The sequence below is a fragment of the Halovulum sp. GXIMD14794 genome (genome assembly GCF_054457455.1).
Genome location: NZ_JBTLNF010000004.1, coordinates 577,622 through 595,140, shown reverse-complemented (window position 1 = coordinate 595,140; position 17,519 = coordinate 577,622). Strand labels below are relative to the sequence as shown.

The following is a 17,519-nucleotide window of genomic DNA, read 5'->3' as shown; positions in this document are numbered from 1 at the left end:
AATAGCCTGCCCCGGCCAACGCCGACGGGCCCACGGGGCCCGCGGCCTTAGACATTCGAGGTGGATACCATGAATCAAGAGATCATGAACCCGTTCAACCCGGTTCAGCCGCTCAAGACGTTCGACGAGATCAAGATTTCCCTCGCGAGCCCCGAGCGGATCCTGAGCTGGTCCTTCGGCGAGATCAAGAAGCCGGAAACCATCAACTACCGCACGTTCAAGCCCGAGCGTGACGGCCTGTTCTGCGCGCGCATCTTCGGTCCGATCAAGGACTACGAGTGCCTGTGCGGCAAGTACAAGCGTATGAAGTATCGTGGCGTGACCTGCGAAAAATGCGGCGTGGAAGTCACGCTGCAGAAGGTCCGCCGCGAGCGCATGGGCCATATTGAACTGGCCGCGCCTGTTGCGCACATCTGGTTCCTGAAGTCGCTCCCGTCCCGCATCGGCCTGATGCTGGACATGACCCTGCGCGACCTCGAGCGGATCCTCTACTTCGAGAACTACGTCGTCATCGAGCCCGGCCTGACGGACCTGTCCTATGGCCAGCTGATGACCGAGGAAGAGTTCCTGGACGCCGAGGACCAGTACGGCGCTGACGCCTTCCGCGCCGGCATCGGCGCCGAGGCGATCCGCGAGATGCTGGCGGCCATCGACCTCGAAGCCGAGGCGATCAAGCTGCGCGAGGATCTGGCCGAGGCAACCGGTGAGCTTAAGCCGAAGAAGATCATCAAGCGCCTGAAGCTGGTCGAGAACTTCCGCGAAAGCGGCAACCGTCCCGAGTGGATGGTGCTGACCGTGATCCCCGTGATCCCGCCCGAACTGCGCCCGCTGGTGCCGCTGGACGGCGGCCGGTTCGCGACCTCGGACCTGAATGATCTGTATCGCCGGGTCATCAACCGGAACAACCGTCTGAAGCGGCTGATCGAGCTGCGGGCGCCGGACATCATCATCCGCAACGAGAAGCGGATGCTGCAGGAATCCGTCGACGCTCTGTTCGACAACGGCCGTCGCGGCCGCGTCATCACGGGTGCCAACAAGCGCCCGCTGAAGTCGTTGTCGGACATGCTCAAGGGTAAGCAGGGCCGCTTCCGCCAGAACCTTCTGGGTAAGCGCGTCGACTTCTCGGGCCGTTCGGTCATCGTGACCGGCCCTGAGCTGAAGCTGCACCAGTGCGGTCTGCCCAAGAAGATGGCGCTGGAACTGTTCAAGCCGTTCATCTATTCGCGCCTCGACGCGAAGGGCCTGTCCAGCACCGTCAAGCAGGCGAAGAAACTGGTCGAGAAAGAGCGTCCCGAGGTCTGGGACATCCTCGACGAGGTGATCCGCGAGCATCCCGTGATGCTGAACCGTGCGCCGACCCTGCACCGTCTGGGCATCCAGGCGTTCGAGCCGGTGCTGATCGAAGGCAAGGCGATCCAGCTTCACCCGCTGGTCTGCTCGGCCTTCAACGCGGACTTCGACGGCGACCAGATGGCCGTGCACGTTCCGCTGAGCCTCGAGGCCCAGTTGGAAGCGCGCGTCCTGATGATGTCGACGAACAACGTTCTGTCGCCCGCAAACGGCAAGCCGATTATCGTTCCGTCGCAGGATATGATCCTTGGTCTCTACTATGTCACGCTTATGCGCGAGGGCATGAAGGGCCAGGGCATGAAGTTCGCCTCTCTGGAAGAGGTGGAGCATGCGCTGAACGCCGGCGAGGTGCACCTGCACGCCAAGATCGAGGCGCGCATCGAGCAGATCGACGAAGAGGGCAACTCCTACATGGCCCGCGTCGAGACCACGCCGGGCCGTTTGCGGCTGGGCGCACTGCTGCCCAAGAACCACAAGGCCCCGTTCGAGATCGTCAACCGCCTGCTTCGCAAGAAAGAGGTGGGTGAGGTCATCGACACCGTCTACCGCTACTGCGGTCAGAAGGAGTCGGTCATCTTCTGCGACCAGATCATGACCCTAGGGTTCCGCGAGGCGTTCAAGGCCGGTATCTCGTTCGGCAAGGACGACATGCTGATCCCGGACGCCAAGTGGGAGGTCGTGAACGCGACCCGCGACCAGGTGAAGGAATTCGAACAGCAGTACATGGACGGCCTGATCACCCAGGGCGAGAAGTACAACAAGGTCGTCGATGCCTGGTCCCAGGCGTCGGACAAGGTTGCTGACGCCATGATGGGTGCGATCTCGGCCATGCGCGTGGACGATGCGGGCGCCGAGATGGAGCCGAACTCGGTCTACATGATGAGCCACTCGGGTGCGCGTGGCTCGCCCGCCCAGATGAAACAGCTGGGCGGCATGCGCGGCCTGATGGCCCGTCCGGACGGTTCGATCATCGAAACGCCGGTCATCTCGAACTTCAAGGAAGGCCTCACCGTGTCGGAGTACTTCAACTCCACCCACGGTGCGCGTAAGGGCCTTGCGGATACCGCGCTGAAGACCGCGAACTCGGGTTACCTGACCCGTCGTCTGGTCGACGTGGCGCAGGACTGCATCGTGAAGATCGACGATTGCGGCACTGACTTGTCGATCACCGCGCAGGCGGCGGTCAACGATGGCGAGGTGGTCTCGTCGCTGAGCGAGCGCATCCTGGGCCGTGTCGTGGCCGAGGACGTGATCAACCCGGCGACCGGCGAAGTGCTGGCCAAGCGTGGCGAGATGCTGGACGAGCGTTTGTCCGACGCCATCGAGGCGGCTGGTCTGCAGACTGTTCAGATCCGCAGCCCGTTGACCTGCGAGGCCGAGGACGGCATCTGTGCGCAGTGCTACGGTCGTGATCTGGCGCGCGGGACCCGCGTGAACCCGGGCGAGGCTGTCGGCATCATCGCCGCGCAGTCGATCGGCGAGCCGGGCACCCAGCTGACGATGCGGACCTTCCACATTGGCGGTATTGCTCAGGGCGGCAGCCAGTCGTTCCAGGAAGCCGGCCACGAAGGCAAGGTGGAGCTGCGCGGTGGCACGTCCCTCGACAACCGCGACGGCGAGCTGATCGTGATGTCGCGGAACATGGAGATGGCGGTCGTCGACGACAACGGCATCGAACGGGCCTCCTACAAGTTGGGCTACGGCACGAAGATCCACGCACGCGATGGCGTGAAGGTGAACCGTGGCGACAAGCTCTTCGAGTGGGATCCGTACACCCTGCCGATCATCGCCGAGAAGGACGGTGTTGCGAAATACGTCGACCTGACCGCCGGTATCTCGATCCGGGAGGAAACCGACGATGCGACCGGCATCAGCCAGCGGATTGTCTCGGACTGGCGCGCGGCCCCGAAGGGCAACGAGCTGAAGCCCGAGATCATCTTGGTAGACAAGGACGGCGAACCCGTGCGCAACGAGCAGGGCAACCCTGTGACCTACGCGATGTCGGTGGACGCCATTCTCTCGGTCGAGGACGGTACCGAGGTGAAGGCAGGCGACGTTGTCGCCCGTATCCCGCGCGAAGGCGCCAAGACCAAGGACATCACCGGGGGCCTTCCCCGCGTGGCGGAACTGTTCGAGGCCCGTCGTCCGAAGGATCACGCCATCATCGCCGAGATCGACGGCCACGTGCACTTCGGCAAGGACTACAAGAACAAGCGTCGCATCACGATCGTCCCGGTCGAGGAAGGTGCGGAGCCTGTCGAGTACATGGTCCCGAAGGGCAAGCATATCCCGGTTCAGGAAGGGGATTTCATCCAGCGTGGTGAATACATCATGGACGGCAACCCTGCCCCCCATGACATCCTTCAGATTCTGGGGATCGAGGCGCTGGCCGATTACCTGATCGACGAGGTGCAGGACGTCTATCGCCTCCAGGGCGTGAAGATCAACGACAAGCACATCGAGGTCATCGTCCGGCAGATGCTCCAGAAGTGGGAGGTCACCGACTCGGGTGGCACGATCCTTCTGAAGGGCGAGCAGGTCGACAAGGTGGAGTTCGACGAGGCCAACGAGAAGGCGATCGCCGAAGGCCGCGACCCCGCGAAGGGTGCGCCGGTCCTGCTGGGGATCACCAAGGCGTCGCTGCAGACCCGCAGCTTCATCTCGGCCGCGTCGTTCCAGGAGACGACTCGCGTGCTGACCGAAGCTGCCACCCAGGGCAAGCGCGACAAGCTGATCGGCCTGAAAGAGAACGTGATCGTCGGTCGCCTGATCCCGGCCGGTACCGGTCGCGCCACCCACGAGATCAAGCGCGTGGCGACAACCCGCGATGCGAAGATCATCGAGGAGCGCAAGCAGATGGCCGAAGCCGCTGCCGTTCTGGAAGGCCCTGTCGAAGTGCCCGAAGGCAGTGGACCCGACATGAGCGATTTCGATCTGAACTGATCGTATCAAGACCAAGGGCTGTTTCTGGCCCGGTGCGGCCGGCCCCCGAAACGGGGCCGGCCGTTTGCATTTGCGCGGGGGTGTAACTCCCCGTGCCGGTGCGCTATTTCGCTGTTTGGGATCCAGCCAAGGGGAGGCCAAACATGACAGGCAGCGTCGCAGGCGGTGAAACGGAACCGGTGCAAGTGGTCGGATTGGTCCGGTTCTCCTACCTCGGCAGTGGCGGGTTCCAGAGCGTTCCCGAAGACCCGGACGAAGCCGCGGCGCACCTGTTCGACGACACCCGGATGGAGCGCCGGTTCCGCATGTTCGAGCGGGTGACGATCCCGAGCCTTGCGGCGCAGACAGATCCTGATTTCACGCTGGTCGTGCTGACCGCGGAAAACCTGCCAGCACATCACCTAGAGCGGTTGAGGGCGGCTGTGGCAAAGCTACCGAACGGGAGCGTGCTCCAGTTGCCGGCAATGCCGCAGTACCGTGCCGTCCGGGAGGCGGTCCAATCCGGTCTCACGCTCCAGCCGGACCTGACAGCCCAGTTTCGGCTGGACGACGACGACGGTCTGGCGCTGGATTTCGTAGCGACCTTGAAACGGCATGCGCCGGAAGTGGCGCGGCTTCACCTCGATAGCGAGACGCCCGGTGTTGGCCTCGACTATACACACGGGCTTCGGGTGTTCTGGAAAGACGGCGAGATACAGACGATCATCCACAACCGGCGCATCCATACCTCGCAGGGCATGACGCTGGTGACACGGGACCGCGGCGTGAAGACCGTCATGGGATACGCGCATCACAAGATCTGGCAACATATCCCGCTGGTCAGTCTTCCGAAGCCGCTGATGTATCTGCAAAGCTCTCACGAGGACCAGGACTCCGGGATGAGAATCCCCAACTCGATGGACGAGATTCCGCAGGGAACGGCGGCGCGCCTGCTGGAGGAGCGTTTCGGGTTGGACCTGCGTGCTTTGAACGCCGCCTGACGATTCGCCCAAAGGGGGGGGCAGCCGCAGAATTTCCTTGCGCAGAAGAGCTGCAAAACAGCGGATAATGGCCTTCAATCGTGTACCTGGTGCCCCTCAGGCCGGGTTTCCCGACTCCCGACGTTTTGCTGTTGACACAGGGGTTCACCGGACCTAGGTTCCGCGCGCTCAAGGGACCGCAATGCGACCCTGAAAAAATAGCCGTTACTGGCGATCATGACCCGAGGTATGACCTCCGGTCCTCTGGAACACCGCCGCACCGGCCCTCACGGGCGCCGCGTGCGGCAGTTTGGCTTTTTCCGTCACCGGACGGGAGGGGCCGCTTCGAATTGAACGCGCACTATGCGCATACGGAAAAAACGGTATCAGACGGGGTTATCGACCGCATGCCTACGATCCAGCAGCTGATCCGCAAGCCGCGGCAGCCCAAGCGACGCTCGAACAAATCCATGCACCTGGAGGGTAACCCCCAGAAGCGTGGTGTCTGCACGCGCGTCTATACCACGACGCCGAAGAAGCCGAACTCGGCCATGCGTAAGGTCGCCAAGGTGCGCCTGACGAACGGCTACGAAGTCATCAGCTACATCCCCGGCGAAAGCCACAACCTGCAGGAGCACTCGGTGGTCCTGATCCGCGGCGGTCGCGTCAAAGACCTTCCGGGCGTGCGCTACCACATCCTGCGCGGTGTGCTCGACACCCAGGGCGTCAAGGACCGGAAGCAGCGTCGCTCGAAGTACGGCGCCAAGCGGCCGAAGTGAGGAGATAACAGATGTCGCGACGTCACCGCGCAGAGAAACGCGAAGTTCTCCCCGACGCCAAGTATGGCGACGTGGTCCTGACGAAGTTCATGAACAACCTGATGTACGACGGCAAGAAGTCCGTCGCCGAGGGTATCGTGTACGGCGCCCTGACCCGTGTCGAGGACCGGCTCAAGAAAGAGCCCATCGAGGTCTTCCACGAGGCTCTGGACAACATCAAGCCGTCGGTCGAGGTCCGCTCCCGCCGTGTTGGCGGTGCGACCTACCAGGTCCCCGTCGAGGTGCGCCCCGAGCGCCGCGAGGCGCTGGCGATCCGCTGGCTGATCACCGCCAGCCGCGCCCGCAACGAGAAGACCATGGAAGAGCGCCTGGCAGGCGAGCTGCTGGACGCTGTCCAGTCGCGCGGCTCTGCCGTCAAGAAGCGTGAAGACACCCACAAGATGGCCGACGCGAACAAAGCGTTCAGCCATTACCGCTGGTAACCGAAGCTCAGGCTCTAAGGACCCATTCCCATGGCCCGCGAATATTCCCTCGAACGCTACCGTAACTTCGGTATCATGGCGCACATCGACGCCGGGAAAACCACGACCACGGAGCGTATCCTCTACTACACCGGCAAGTCGCACAAGATTGGCGAAGTCCATGACGGCGCCGCGACGATGGACTGGATGGAGCAGGAGCAGGAGCGGGGGATCACCATCACCTCGGCTGCGACCACGACCTTCTGGTTCCGCACCGAAGATGGCAAGAACCCGACCGGCATCTACGGCGACACGCCGGAAGAAGCCCGTTTCCGGTTCAACATCATCGACACCCCGGGACACGTTGACTTCACCATCGAAGTCGAGCGCTCGCTGGCCGTTCTCGACGGCGCGGTGTGCGTTCTTGACGCCAACGCCGGTGTCGAACCGCAGACCGAGACGGTCTGGCGTCAGGCCGACCGGTACAAGGTCCCGCGCATCGTCTACGTCAACAAGATGGACAAGATCGGTGCCGACTTCTTCAACTGCGTGAAGATGATCAAGGACCGCACCGGCGCGATCCCCGCCCCGATCCAGTTCCCGATCGGTGCCGAGGATCAGCTGGAAGGCATCGTCGACCTGGTGACCATGAAGGAATGGGTCTGGCAGGGCGAAGACCTCGGCGCCTCGTGGATCATTCAGGACATCCGCGACGAGCTGAAGGACAAGGCCGAAGAGATGCGCGCCGAGCTCATCGAGATCGCCGTCGAGCAGGACGACGATGCGATGGAAGCGTATCTCGAGGGCAACGAGCCCGATCTGCCGACGCTGCGCAGCCTGATCCGCAAGGGCACCCTGTCGCTGTCGTTCGTTCCCGTGCTGGCCGGCTCGGCGTTCAAGAACAAGGGCGTCCAGCCCATGCTCAACGCTGTGATCGACTACCTGCCGGGTCCTCTGGACGTGCCGCCGTACATGGGCTTCGCGCCGGATGACGAGACCGAAGAGCGCAACATCGAGCGTCGTCCTGGCGACGATCAGCCGTTCGCCGGCCTCGCGTTCAAGATCATGAATGACCCGTTCGTGGGCTCGCTGACCTTCACGCGGATCTATTCGGGTCTGCTGCAGAAGGGCGGTTCGGTCCTGAACTCGACCAAGGGCAAGAAAGAGCGCATCGGTCGCATGATGATGATGCACTCCAACTCGCGCGAAGAGATCGAGTGGGCAGGTTCGGGCGACATCATCGCGCTGGCCGGTCTGAAAGAGACCACCACCGGTGACACTCTCTGCGACGCGCAGAAGCCGGTCGTTCTGGAGACCATGACCTTCCCCGATCCCGTCATCGAGATCGCGGTCGAGCCGAAGACGAAGGCCGACCAGGAGAAGATGTCCCAGGGTCTGGCCCGTCTGGCCGCCGAAGACCCGTCCTTCCGCGTCGAGACCGACCTCGAGTCCGGTCAGACCATCATGAAGGGCATGGGCGAACTTCACTTGGACATCCTGGTCGATCGTCTGAAGCGCGAGTTCAAGGTCGAGGCGAACATCGGTGCGCCGCAGGTGGCCTTCCGCGAGACCATCAGCCACGAGGCCGAGATCACTTACACCCACAAGAAGCAGTCGGGTGGTTCGGGTCAGTTCGCCGAGGTCAAACTGGTCATTTCGCCGACCGAGCCGGGCGAAGGGTATTCGTTCGAGTCGAAGATCGTTGGTGGTTCGGTGCCGAAGGAGTACATCCCCGGTGTCGAAAAAGGGATCAACTCGGTCATGGACTCGGGTCCGCTGGCCGGCTTCCCGGTCATCGACTTCAAGGTCGCTCTGGTGGACGGCAAGTTCCACGACGTCGACTCGTCGGTCCTGGCGTTCGAGATCGCGGCCCGTGCCGCGATGCGCGAAGGCCTGCGCAAGGCCGGTGCGAAGATGCTCGAGCCGATCATGAAGGTCGAGGTCGTGACCCCCGAGGAGTACACCGGCAACATCATCGGTGACCTGACCTCCCGTCGCGGGCAGGTTCAGGGCCAGGACACCCGCGGCAACGCGGTGGCGATCAACGCCAACGTCCCGCTGATGAACATGTTCGGCTATATCAACACCCTGCGGTCGATGTCCTCGGGTCGCGCGAACTTCACCATGCAGTTCTCGCACTACGAAGCGCTGCCGCAGAACATCAGCGAAGAGATCCAGGCGAAGTACGCCTGAGCCAGCACAAGCGTGCCCCGGACCCGGTCCGGGGCGCCTGACAGGACATAAGGAGGCCATTATGGCAAAGGCAAAGTTTGAGCGTACGAAGCCGCACGTTAACATCGGGACCATCGGTCACGTTGACCACGGCAAGACGACGCTGACGGCTGCGATCACGAAGTACTTCGGGGATTTCCGGGCCTACGACCAGATCGACGGCGCGCCGGAAGAGAAAGCCCGCGGGATCACGATCTCGACGGCGCACGTGGAATACGAGACCGAGGGCCGTCACTACGCCCACGTCGACTGCCCGGGCCACGCCGACTACGTGAAGAACATGATCACCGGCGCGGCGCAGATGGATGGCGCGATCCTGGTGGTGAACGCGGCCGACGGCCCGATGCCGCAGACCCGCGAGCACATCCTGCTTGCGCGTCAGGTCGGTGTTCCGGCGCTGGTCGTGTACATGAACAAGGTCGACCAGGTCGACGACGAAGAGCTGCTCGAGCTGGTCGAGATGGAAGTGCGCGAGCTGCTGAGCTCGTACGACTTCCCCGGCGACGACCTGCCGATCGTCAAGGGTTCGGCCCTGGCGGCGATGGAGGGCCGTGATCCGGAGATCGGCGAGAACTCGATCCGCGAGCTGATGGCCGCCGTCGACGAGTACATCCCGACCCCCGAGCGTCCGGTTGACCAGCCGTTCCTGATGCCGATCGAGGACGTGTTCTCGATCTCGGGCCGCGGCACCGTGGTGACCGGCCGTGTCGAGCGTGGCGTGATCAACGTGGGCGACGAGATCGAGATCGTCGGTCTGAAGGACACCCGCAAGACCACCTGCACCGGCGTCGAGATGTTCCGCAAGCTGCTGGACCGCGGCGAAGCGGGCGACAACATTGGCGCGCTGCTGCGCGGCGTGGACCGCGAGCAGGTCGAGCGTGGCCAGGTGCTGTGCAAGCCGGGTTCGGTGACGCCGCACACGAAGTTCGAGGCCGAGGCCTACATCCTGACGAAGGAAGAGGGTGGCCGTCACACGCCGTTCTTCGCGAACTACCGTCCGCAGTTCTACTTCCGCACGACGGACGTGACCGGCACGGTTCAGCTTCCCGAGGGCACCGAGATGGTGATGCCGGGCGACAACCTGAAGTTCGACGTGGAACTGATCGCCCCGATCGCGATGGAAGAGCGCCTGCGCTTCGCCATCCGTGAAGGCGGCCGCACCGTCGGCGCAGGCGTCGTCTCGAAAATCATCGAGTGATGACATCCCCGGGGCGGCGGGATCTCCCGCCCCCCGGACAGCACGAAAGCGACGGACATGCAGAGCCAGAACATAAGAATACGGCTGAAGGCCTTCGATTACCGTGTGTTGGATGCCAGCACCGCGGAAATCGTGTCGACGGCCAAGCGGACCGGCGCGCGCGTGCGCGGCCCGATTCCGCTGCCGAACAAGATCGAGAAATTCACCGTTCTTCGCGGTCCCCACGTGGACAAGAAGAGCCGTGAGCAGTTCGAGATCCGGACGCACAAGCGTCTTCTTGATATCGTCGATCCGACCCCCCAGACGGTGGACGCGCTGATGAAGCTCGACCTCGCCGCTGGTGTGGACGTCGAGATCAAACTCTGAGGGGGCGTTAGAGATGCGTTCTGGAGTTATTGCAAAGAAGCTGGGTATGACCCGGCTCTTCATGGAAGACGGCCGGCAGATTCCGGTGACCGTCCTCGCCATGGAGGGTTGCCAGGTCGTCGCACAGCGCACCGGTGACAAGGACGGCTACAATGCCGTTCAGCTCGGCGCAGGTGCCGTACGTGCGAAGAACACCAGCAAGCCGATGCGCGGTCATTTCGCCGCCGCCAAGGTAGAGCCGAAGCGCAAGCTGGCAGAGTTCCGCGTCAGCGCCGAGAACCTCATCGGCGTGGGCGAGGAAATCACCGCCGACCATTACTTCGAAGGTCAGTTCGTGGACATCGCGGGCACGACCATCGGTAAGGGTTTCGCGGGTGCCATGAAGCGCCACAACTTCGGTGGTCTGCGCGCCTCGCACGGTGTGTCGATCAGCCACCGTTCGCATGGTTCGACTGGCCAGTGCCAGGACCCGGGCCGTGTGTTCAAGGGCAAGAAGATGGCCGGTCACATGGGCTCGGTCCGTGTCACCACGCAGAACCTGCAGGTCGTCAAGACCGATGCAGAGCGTGGCCTGATCATGGTCAAGGGCGCCGTTCCCGGTTCGAAAGGTGGCTGGGTCACCATCAAGGATGCGGTCAAGAAGCCGTTCCCCGAGACCGCGATCCTGCCCGCAGCCCTGAAGTCCGCCGCCGAGGAAGCCAAGCGCGCTGCCGAGGAAGCTGCCGCCCAGGCCGCTGCCGAGGAAGAAGCCGCACGCAAGGCCGCTGAAGCTGCCGAGCAGGCCGCCATCGAGCAGGCCGAAACCGAAGCCCAGGCCGAAGCGCCCGAGGCTCCGGAAGGAGGCGAGGAGAAATGAAGACCGACGTCATCAAACTCGACGCGGGCAAGGCCGGTTCGATCGATCTCGACGATGCGATCTTCGGGCTCGAGCCGCGCGCCGACATCCTGCACCGCGTCGTGCGTTACCAGCTGGCCAAGCGTCAGCAGGGCACGCACAAGGTCAAGACCCGGTCCGAGACCAGCTACTCGACCAAGAAGATTTACCGCCAGAAGGGCACCGGTGGCGCACGTCACGGTGACCGGAACGCGCCGATCTTCCGCAAGGGTGGCGTCTACAAGGGCCCGACCCCGCGCAGCCACGCCCACGACCTGCCGAAGAAATTCCGCAAGCTGGGTCTGCGTCACGCGCTGAGCGCCAAGGCGACCGCCGGTGAGCTGATCATCATCGACGTGGCCGAACTGGCCGAAGCCAAGACCAAGCTGCTGGCCAAGGCCGTCAAGGACCTGGGCTGGAAGCGCGCGCTGCTCATCGACGGTCCCGAGCTGAACGAGAACTTTGCTCGTGCGGCCGCCAACATCGAGGGCCTGGACGTCCTGCCGAGCCAGGGTGCGAATGTCTATGACATCCTGCGCCGTGACACGCTCGTGCTGACCAAGGCCGCAGTCGAAGCGCTGGAGGCGCGTCTGAAATGACCGACAAGGCAGCACTCTACGACGTGATCCGCAAGCCGATCATCACGGAAAAGGCGACCCTGGCGTCCGAGAACAACGCCGTGGTCTTCGAAGTTGCCGTCGACGCCAACAAGCCGCTGATTAAGGAAGCGGTCGAGGCTCTGTTCGGTGTCAAGGTGAAGGCGGTCAACACCACCGTCACCAAGGGCAAGCACAAGCGTTTCCGGGGTCGTCTCGGCACGCGCAATACGGTCAAGAAAGCCTATGTGACGCTCGAAGAGGGTAACACCATCGACGTCTCGACCGGTCTCTGATCGAAAAACATCGGTGGGCGCCTGCGCCCACCTTTACTTTTTTGTCGGGTGGGTCTAAGGCCCACCCTTCGTTAAAGCAAACGGAAGACAGAAAGCATGGCACTCAAGTCGTACAAGCCGACATCGCCTGGCCAGCGCGGGCTGGTTCTGATCGACCGTTCGGAGCTTTGGAAAGGCCGCCCGGTCAAAGCCCTCACCGAGGGTTTGACGAAGAAGGCGGGCCGGAACAACACCGGACGGATCACCATGCGCCGCCGTGGCGGCGGCGCGAAGCGGCTCTACCGCATCGTGGACTTCAAGCGCGCACGGCGCGACGTGTCCGCGATCGTCGAGCGGATCGAGTATGATCCGAACCGGACTGCGTTCATCGCGCTGATCCGCTACGAAGACGGCGAGCAGGCCTACATCCTGGCCCCGCAGCGTCTCGCGGTTGGCGATTCGGTGGTTGCATCCGAGAAGGCAGACGTGAAGCCCGGCAACGCGATGCCGTTCTTGGGCATGCCGATCGGTACCATCGTCCACAACATCGAGCTGAAGCCCGGCAAGGGCGGCCAGATCGCCCGCGCTGCAGGCACCTACGCCCAGTTCGTCGGTCGTGACGGCGGCTATGCCCAGATCCGTCTCGGTTCGGGCGAACTGCGCATGGTCCGCCAGGAATGCATGGCCACCGTCGGTGCCGTGTCGAACCCGGATCACTCGAACACCAACATCGGCAAGGCCGGTCGCAACCGTCACCTTGGCAAGCGCCCGTCGGTTCGCGGTGTCGTCATGAACCCGATCGATCACCCGCACGGCGGTGGTGAAGGCCGGACTTCGGGCGGCCGTCATCCGGTTACCCCCTGGGGCAAGCCGACCAAAGGCGCCCGCACCCGCACCAACAAGGCGACGGACAAGTACATCGTCCGCTCGCGCCACGCTCGGAAGAAGGGGCGGTAATCTATGGCACGTTCTGTTTGGAAAGGCCCCTTTGTCGACGCACACGTCCTTAAGAAGGCCGAGAAAGTGCGCGAATCGGGCCGCAACGAAGTGATCAAGATCTGGTCGCGTCGCTCGACGATCCTGCCCCAGTTCGTGGGCCTGACGTTCGGCGTCTACAACGGCCAGAAGCACATCCCGGTCAACGTGACCGAGGATATGATCGGCCAGAAGTTTGGCGAGTACTCGCCCACCCGCACCTACTACGGGCACGCGGCGGACAAGAAAGCGAAGCGGAAGTAAGCCATGGGCAAGGAAAAGAACCCCCGCCGCGTGGCGGAGAACGAGGCGATGGCCGTAAGCCGCATGCTGCGTACCTCGCCCCAGAAGCTGAACCTTGTTGCCCAGATGATCCGCAACAAGCCGGTGGACAAGGCGCTCAACGATCTGACCTTCTCGAAGAAGCGGATCGCCGAGGATGTGAAGAAGACCCTCCAGTCCGCGATCGCGAACGCCGAGAACAACCATGGTCTCGACGTTGACGAGTTGATCGTGGCCGAGGCCTGGGTCGGCAAGAACCTGGTCATGAAGCGCGGTCGTCCCCGTGCCCGCGGCCGGTTCGGCAAGATCCTGAAGCCGTTCAGCCAGGTGACCATCAAGGTTCGCCAGGTGACCGAAGAGGAGCAAGCCTAATGGGTCATAAAGTCAATCCGATCGGGCTGCGCCTTCAGGTCAACCGCACCTGGGACAGCCGCTGGTACGCCAACACCGGCGAGTACGGCGATCTTCTGCACGAGGATCTGAAGATCCGCGAGTACATCAAGAAGAACGTCAGTCAGGCCGGCATCAGCCGTGTCGTGATCGAGCGTCCTCACAAGAAGTGCCGTGTGACCATTCACGCCGCGCGTCCGGGCGTCATCATCGGCAAGAAGGGCGCCGACATCGAGCAGCTGCGCAAGAAGCTGGCCCAGTTCACCAAGTCGGAACTGCACCTCAACATCGTCGAGGTTCGCAAGCCCGAGATCGACGCCCAGCTGGTCGCCGAGAACATCGGTCAGCAGCTCGAGCGCCGCGTGAGCTTCCGTCGCGCCATGAAGCGCGCGGTGCAGAACGCCATGCGTATGGGTGCCCTTGGGATCCGCGTGAACGTCGCCGGCCGCCTGGGCGGTGCCGAGATCGCGCGTACCGAGTGGTACCGCGAAGGTCGTGTGCCCCTGCACACCCTGCGCGCGGACATCGATTACGCTCACTACGAGGCGTCGACGGCCTACGGGATCATCGGCATCAAGGTCTGGATCTTCAAAGGCGAGATCCTGGAGCATGATCCGCAGGCCCGCGACCGGCGCCAGTCGGAACTGCAGGAAGGCGGCGGCCGCCCCGCGCGCCGCTGAGGAGTTGAGAGATGCTTTCACCGAAACGCACGAAATTCCGCAAGCAGCACAAGGGCCGCATCCACGGTGAGGCGAAGGGCGGGTTCGACCTGAACTTCGGTCACTACGGGCTGAAAGCCACAGAGCCGGAGCGCATCACCGCGCGCCAGATCGAGGCTGCCCGCCGTGCCATGACGCGCCACATGAAGCGTCAGGGCCGCGTGTGGATCCGTATCTTCCCCGACGTGCCCGTGTCGAAGAAGCCCACCGAAGTCCGTATGGGTAAAGGTAAGGGCTCGGTCGAATACTGGGCGGCCAAGGTCAAGCCGGGCCGCGTCATGTTCGAGATCGACGGCGTCCCCGAGGACATCGCGAAAGAGGCCCTGCGCCTGGCCGCGATGAAGCTCCCGGTCAAGTGCCGCTTCGTCACCCGCGAAGACTGGTAAGACCGCTTCGCTGACAGTTTTGGCCCCCGGCGATCCGTCGCCGGGGGCTTCGCGTTCCGGGGATCGGGACGGGCGGATCGACCGGCCTTGCCCGGGAAATCTTTCCGATGGGGATATCGGGCCCGAAAGTCCTTGCCTTTCCGGTACGCATTGAGTAGAGCGACCGCTCATCCAGAACTCCACCGGAATCAGGGTGACCCTTCAAGGGGCCTACCGGTGATGTTGAATAAAGGTAGAGGCTATGAACGCCGCAGAACTGCGTGACAAGACGCCGGACGAGCTGCGCACCCAGCTCGAAAGCCTGAAGAAGGAGGCCTTCAACCTCCGCTTCCAGGCCGCAACTGGCCAGTTGGAAAACACCGCGCGCATGCGTGTCGTCCGCCGCGACGCCGCCCGTGTGAAGACCATTCTGAACGAAAAGGCGGCAACGGCCGCATCGGAGGCGTAAATGCCCAAGCGTATCCTTCAGGGCACCGTCACGTCCGACCAGAACGCCAAGACCGTCACCGTGTCGGTCGAGCGTCGCTTCACGCATCCGGTTCTCAAGAAGACGATCCGGAAGTCGAAGAAATACCGCGCCCACGATGAAGCCGAGCAGTTCAAGGTCGGTGACGTGGTCCGGATCCGCGAGTGCGCTCCGCACTCGAAGAACAAGCGCTGGGAGGTCGTCGCCGAGTAAGGCAACGACATTCCGGTTAATCGAAACCGTGGGGCAGGGGAAAGCATCCCTGTAGGTCTCCACAGGTCGGGAGTAACCCAATGATCCAGATGCAGACCAATCTGGATGTCGCTGACAACTCCGGCGCACGCCGGGTGCAGTGCATCAAGGTTCTCGGCGGCTCGAAGCGGAAATACGCTTCGGTCGGCGACATCATCGTGGTCTCGGTCAAGGAAGCGATCCCGCGCGGCCGCGTGAAGAAGGGCGACGTCCGCAAGGCCGTCGTCGTGCGCACCGCCAAGGAAGTGCGTCGTGAAGACGGCACCTCGATCCGCTTCGACCGCAACGCCGCCGTGATCCTGAACAACGCGGGCGAGCCGGTCGGCACCCGTATCTTCGGCCCGGTCGTCCGCGAGCTGCGCGCGAAGAACTTCATGAAGATCATCTCGCTCGCTCCGGAGGTGCTGTAATGGCTGCCAAGCTCCGTAAAGGCGACAAGGTCGTCGTGCTCGCCGGCAAGGACAAGGGCCGCGAGGGCACCATCACCCAGGTCATGCCGAAGGACGGCAAGGCCGTGGTCGAGGGCGTCAACGTCGCCATCCGCCACCAGAAACAGTCGCAGAACAGCCAGGGTGGCCGCATCCCCACGCCGATGCCGATCCAGCTGTCGAATCTGGCTCTGGTCGATCCCAAAGAAGGCGGTCCGACCCGCGTCGGCTTCCGTATGGAAGGCGACAAGAAGGTCCGTTTTGCCAAGAAATCGGGGGAAGTGATCGATGCTTGACGCTGCCACCTACACGCCGCGCCTGCGCGAGCAGTACAAAACGTCGATCCGGCCTGCTCTGAAGGAAGAGTTCGGCTACAAGAACGACATGATGATCCCTCGCCTCGAGAAGATCGTGCTCAACATGGGCATCGGCGAAGCCGTTGCGGACTCGAAGAAGATCAAGTCCGCCCATGACGATCTGATGGCGATTGCCGGTCAGAAGCCGGTCATCACCAAGGCGAAGAAGTCGATCGCCGGCTTCAAGGTTCGCGAAGAGATGCCGCTCGGCGTCAAGGTCACCCTGCGCGGCGACCGGATGTACGAGTTCCTGGACCGTCTCGTGACCATCGCGATGCCCCGCATCCGCGACTTCCGCGGGATCTCGGGCAAGAGCTTCGACAGCCGTGGCAACTACGCCATGGGCCTGAAAGAGCACATCGTGTTCCCCGAGATCAACTATGACCAGGTCGACGAGGTCTGGGGCATGGACATCGTTATCTGCACGTCCGCGAAGACCGACGCGGAAGCGAAGGCGCTGTTGAAGCAATTCAACATGCCCTTCACGGCCTGAGCGGAGGAGAGAAGCTTATGGCGAAAGTCAGCATGATCGAGCGCCAGAAAAAGCGCGAGAAGCTGGTGGCGAAATACGCTGCCAAGCGCGCGGCGCTGAAAGAGATTGCGAAGAACGAGGACCTGCCGATGGAAGAGCGCTTCAAGGCGCGCCTGAAGCTGGCCGAACTTCCCCGCAACTCTTCGCCGACCCGTTTGAACAACCGGTGCGAGGTTTCGGGTCGTCCCCGTGCCTACTACCGGAAGCTCAAGATGAGCCGTATCGCCCTGCGCGATCTGGCGAGCCGTGGGGAAATCCCCGGCATGGTCAAGTCCAGCTGGTAAGGGGGATCCGATATGTCTGTGAATGATCCTCTGGGCGATATGCTCACCCGTATCCGCAACGCTCAGATGCGGCACAAGTCTACCGTTCGCACGCCGGCCTCGAAGGTCCGCGCGTGGGTTCTGGATGTGCTCCAGTCCGAAGGCTACATCCGTGGCTACGAGAAGGTTGAAAGCGCGGCCGGTCATCCCGAGCTGGAAATCAGCCTGAAGTACTACGAAGGCGAGCCGGTGATCCGCGAGCTGAAGCGCGTGTCCACTCCGGGCCGTCGCGTCTACTCGGGCGTCAAGGAGCTGCCGCAGGTCCGTCAGGGTCTGGGTGTCGCCATCGTCTCGACCCCCCGCGGGGTCATGTCCGACGCGCAGGCGCGCGCCACCAACGTTGGTGGCGAAGTGCTCTGCACGGTATTCTGAGGAGG

The 17,519-nt window shown here is 63.1% G+C and carries 22 protein-coding genes; all 22 read left to right on the top strand.

Annotated elements, in window-relative coordinates; genetic code table 11:
- The first annotated feature begins 69 nt into the window (after positions 1-69).
- The 22 genes from rpoC to rpsH all read left to right on the top strand — a co-directional run bounded on the left by rpoC (position 70) and on the right by rpsH (position 17,514).
- The gene (gene rpoC / locus ACW9UR_RS09565; RefSeq protein WP_458916733.1) at positions 70-4,293 is read left to right on the top strand and encodes a DNA-directed RNA polymerase subunit beta'; all 4,224 of its coding nucleotides are present in this window, start codon (positions 70-72) and stop codon (positions 4,291-4,293) included.
- 143 nt (positions 4,294-4,436) lie between these two features.
- Complete coding sequence (locus ACW9UR_RS09560; RefSeq protein WP_458916732.1) at positions 4,437-5,273, top strand: glycosyltransferase; 837 nt, start codon at positions 4,437-4,439, stop codon at positions 5,271-5,273.
- Positions 5,274-5,659: 386 nt separating this feature from the next.
- Positions 5,660-6,031 (top strand): 30S ribosomal protein S12, encoded by a 372-nt coding sequence (gene rpsL, locus ACW9UR_RS09555; RefSeq protein ID WP_154449396.1) that lies wholly within the window; start codon positions 5,660-5,662, stop codon positions 6,029-6,031.
- 11 nt (positions 6,032-6,042) lie between these two features.
- Positions 6,043-6,513, top strand: coding sequence for a 30S ribosomal protein S7 (gene rpsG, locus ACW9UR_RS09550; protein ID WP_458916731.1), 471 nt, complete (start codon positions 6,043-6,045; stop codon positions 6,511-6,513).
- Positions 6,514-6,543: 30 nt separating this feature from the next.
- Positions 6,544-8,685 (top strand): elongation factor G, encoded by a 2,142-nt coding sequence (fusA, locus tag ACW9UR_RS09545; protein ID WP_458916730.1) that lies wholly within the window; start codon positions 6,544-6,546, stop codon positions 8,683-8,685.
- 61 nt (positions 8,686-8,746) lie between these two features.
- Entirely contained in the window at positions 8,747-9,922 is a 1,176-nt protein-coding gene (tuf, locus tag ACW9UR_RS09540) for an elongation factor Tu (RefSeq protein ID WP_458916729.1), read from the top strand.
- Positions 9,923-9,979: 57 nt separating this feature from the next.
- Entirely contained in the window at positions 9,980-10,288 is a 309-nt protein-coding gene (gene rpsJ / locus ACW9UR_RS09535) for a 30S ribosomal protein S10 (RefSeq protein ID WP_154449015.1), read from the top strand.
- 13 nt (positions 10,289-10,301) lie between these two features.
- On the top strand, positions 10,302-11,144 hold the full coding sequence (gene rplC, locus ACW9UR_RS09530; RefSeq protein ID WP_458916728.1) for a 50S ribosomal protein L3: 843 nt from the start codon (positions 10,302-10,304) through the stop codon (positions 11,142-11,144).
- Positions 11,141-11,761, top strand: coding sequence for a 50S ribosomal protein L4 (gene rplD / locus ACW9UR_RS09525; RefSeq protein ID WP_458916727.1), 621 nt, complete (start codon positions 11,141-11,143; stop codon positions 11,759-11,761). The genes rplC and rplD overlap by 4 nt, the downstream gene beginning before the upstream one ends.
- Positions 11,758-12,054 (top strand): 50S ribosomal protein L23, encoded by a 297-nt coding sequence (locus tag ACW9UR_RS09520; protein WP_458916726.1) that lies wholly within the window; start codon positions 11,758-11,760, stop codon positions 12,052-12,054. Before rplD ends, ACW9UR_RS09520 begins: the two co-directional genes overlap by 4 nt.
- A 96-nt stretch (positions 12,055-12,150) precedes the next feature.
- The gene (gene rplB / locus ACW9UR_RS09515; RefSeq protein ID WP_458916725.1) at positions 12,151-12,990 is read left to right on the top strand and encodes a 50S ribosomal protein L2; all 840 of its coding nucleotides are present in this window, start codon (positions 12,151-12,153) and stop codon (positions 12,988-12,990) included.
- A gap of 3 nt (positions 12,991-12,993) precedes the next feature.
- Positions 12,994-13,272, top strand: coding sequence for a 30S ribosomal protein S19 (gene rpsS / locus ACW9UR_RS09510; RefSeq protein ID WP_458916724.1), 279 nt, complete (start codon positions 12,994-12,996; stop codon positions 13,270-13,272).
- Between the two features lie 3 nt (positions 13,273-13,275).
- Positions 13,276-13,662 (top strand): 50S ribosomal protein L22, encoded by a 387-nt coding sequence (gene rplV / locus ACW9UR_RS09505; protein ID WP_458916723.1) that lies wholly within the window; start codon positions 13,276-13,278, stop codon positions 13,660-13,662.
- Complete coding sequence (gene rpsC / locus ACW9UR_RS09500; RefSeq protein ID WP_458916722.1) at positions 13,662-14,360, top strand: 30S ribosomal protein S3; 699 nt, start codon at positions 13,662-13,664, stop codon at positions 14,358-14,360. Before rplV ends, rpsC begins: the two co-directional genes overlap by 1 nt.
- 11 nt (positions 14,361-14,371) lie before the next feature.
- Positions 14,372-14,785: a 50S ribosomal protein L16 gene (rplP, locus tag ACW9UR_RS09495; RefSeq protein ID WP_458916721.1), complete on the top strand. Its 414-nt coding sequence runs from the start codon at positions 14,372-14,374 to the stop codon at positions 14,783-14,785.
- Positions 14,786-15,026: 241 nt separating this feature from the next.
- Entirely contained in the window at positions 15,027-15,233 is a 207-nt protein-coding gene (gene rpmC, locus ACW9UR_RS09490) for a 50S ribosomal protein L29 (protein ID WP_458916720.1), read from the top strand.
- Positions 15,234-15,464, top strand: coding sequence for a 30S ribosomal protein S17 (gene rpsQ / locus ACW9UR_RS09485; RefSeq protein ID WP_458916719.1), 231 nt, complete (start codon positions 15,234-15,236; stop codon positions 15,462-15,464).
- Positions 15,465-15,544: 80 nt separating this feature from the next.
- Positions 15,545-15,913, top strand: a complete 369-nt coding sequence (gene rplN / locus ACW9UR_RS09480) for a 50S ribosomal protein L14 (protein WP_458916718.1) — start codon at positions 15,545-15,547, stop codon at positions 15,911-15,913.
- Positions 15,913-16,227 carry a 50S ribosomal protein L24 gene (gene rplX, locus ACW9UR_RS09475; RefSeq protein WP_458916717.1) on the top strand — a complete coding sequence of 105 codons (315 nt, stop codon included), beginning with the start codon at positions 15,913-15,915 and terminating at the stop codon, positions 16,225-16,227. The genes rplN and rplX overlap by 1 nt, the downstream gene beginning before the upstream one ends.
- Positions 16,220-16,780 carry a 50S ribosomal protein L5 gene (gene rplE, locus ACW9UR_RS09470; protein WP_458916716.1) on the top strand — a complete coding sequence of 187 codons (561 nt, stop codon included), beginning with the start codon at positions 16,220-16,222 and terminating at the stop codon, positions 16,778-16,780. The genes rplX and rplE overlap by 8 nt, the downstream gene beginning before the upstream one ends.
- Positions 16,781-16,797: 17 nt before the next feature.
- On the top strand, positions 16,798-17,103 hold the full coding sequence (gene rpsN, locus ACW9UR_RS09465; RefSeq protein WP_458916715.1) for a 30S ribosomal protein S14: 306 nt from the start codon (positions 16,798-16,800) through the stop codon (positions 17,101-17,103).
- Between the two features lie 12 nt (positions 17,104-17,115).
- Positions 17,116-17,514 carry a 30S ribosomal protein S8 gene (gene rpsH / locus ACW9UR_RS09460; protein ID WP_458916714.1) on the top strand — a complete coding sequence of 133 codons (399 nt, stop codon included), beginning with the start codon at positions 17,116-17,118 and terminating at the stop codon, positions 17,512-17,514.
- Positions 17,515-17,519: the final 5 nt, after the last annotated feature.

Bases quoted from the DNA above. Each gene is read 5' to 3' on its own strand.
- rplX (WP_458916717.1), top strand. From the start codon at position 15,913: ATGGCTGCCAAGCTCCGTAAAGGCGACAAGGTCGTCGTGCTCGCCGGC.
- rplN (WP_458916718.1), top strand. From the start codon at position 15,545: ATGATCCAGATGCAGACCAATCTGGATGTCGCTGACAACTCCGGCGCA.
- rpsG (WP_458916731.1), top strand. From the start codon at position 6,043: ATGTCGCGACGTCACCGCGCAGAGAAACGCGAAGTTCTCCCCGACGCC.
- rplP (WP_458916721.1), top strand. From the start codon at position 14,372: ATGCTTTCACCGAAACGCACGAAATTCCGCAAGCAGCACAAGGGCCGC.
- rpsH (WP_458916714.1), top strand. From the start codon at position 17,116: ATGTCTGTGAATGATCCTCTGGGCGATATGCTCACCCGTATCCGCAAC.
- rpsS (WP_458916724.1), top strand. From the start codon at position 12,994: ATGGCACGTTCTGTTTGGAAAGGCCCCTTTGTCGACGCACACGTCCTT.
- rplE (WP_458916716.1), top strand. From the start codon at position 16,220: ATGCTTGACGCTGCCACCTACACGCCGCGCCTGCGCGAGCAGTACAAA.
- rplD (WP_458916727.1), top strand. From the start codon at position 11,141: ATGAAGACCGACGTCATCAAACTCGACGCGGGCAAGGCCGGTTCGATC.
- rplC (WP_458916728.1), top strand. From the start codon at position 10,302: ATGCGTTCTGGAGTTATTGCAAAGAAGCTGGGTATGACCCGGCTCTTC.
- fusA (WP_458916730.1), top strand. From the start codon at position 6,544: ATGGCCCGCGAATATTCCCTCGAACGCTACCGTAACTTCGGTATCATG.
- rpsN (WP_458916715.1), top strand. From the start codon at position 16,798: ATGGCGAAAGTCAGCATGATCGAGCGCCAGAAAAAGCGCGAGAAGCTG.
- rplV (WP_458916723.1), top strand. From the start codon at position 13,276: ATGGGCAAGGAAAAGAACCCCCGCCGCGTGGCGGAGAACGAGGCGATG.
- rpsJ (WP_154449015.1), top strand. From the start codon at position 9,980: ATGCAGAGCCAGAACATAAGAATACGGCTGAAGGCCTTCGATTACCGT.
- rpsL (WP_154449396.1), top strand. From the start codon at position 5,660: ATGCCTACGATCCAGCAGCTGATCCGCAAGCCGCGGCAGCCCAAGCGA.
- rpmC (WP_458916720.1), top strand. From the start codon at position 15,027: ATGAACGCCGCAGAACTGCGTGACAAGACGCCGGACGAGCTGCGCACC.
- rpsQ (WP_458916719.1), top strand. From the start codon at position 15,234: ATGCCCAAGCGTATCCTTCAGGGCACCGTCACGTCCGACCAGAACGCC.
- ACW9UR_RS09560 (WP_458916732.1), top strand. From the start codon at position 4,437: ATGACAGGCAGCGTCGCAGGCGGTGAAACGGAACCGGTGCAAGTGGTC.
- rpsC (WP_458916722.1), top strand. From the start codon at position 13,662: ATGGGTCATAAAGTCAATCCGATCGGGCTGCGCCTTCAGGTCAACCGC.
- tuf (WP_458916729.1), top strand. From the start codon at position 8,747: ATGGCAAAGGCAAAGTTTGAGCGTACGAAGCCGCACGTTAACATCGGG.
- rplB (WP_458916725.1), top strand. From the start codon at position 12,151: ATGGCACTCAAGTCGTACAAGCCGACATCGCCTGGCCAGCGCGGGCTG.
- ACW9UR_RS09520 (WP_458916726.1), top strand. From the start codon at position 11,758: ATGACCGACAAGGCAGCACTCTACGACGTGATCCGCAAGCCGATCATC.
- rpoC (WP_458916733.1), top strand. From the start codon at position 70: ATGAATCAAGAGATCATGAACCCGTTCAACCCGGTTCAGCCGCTCAAG.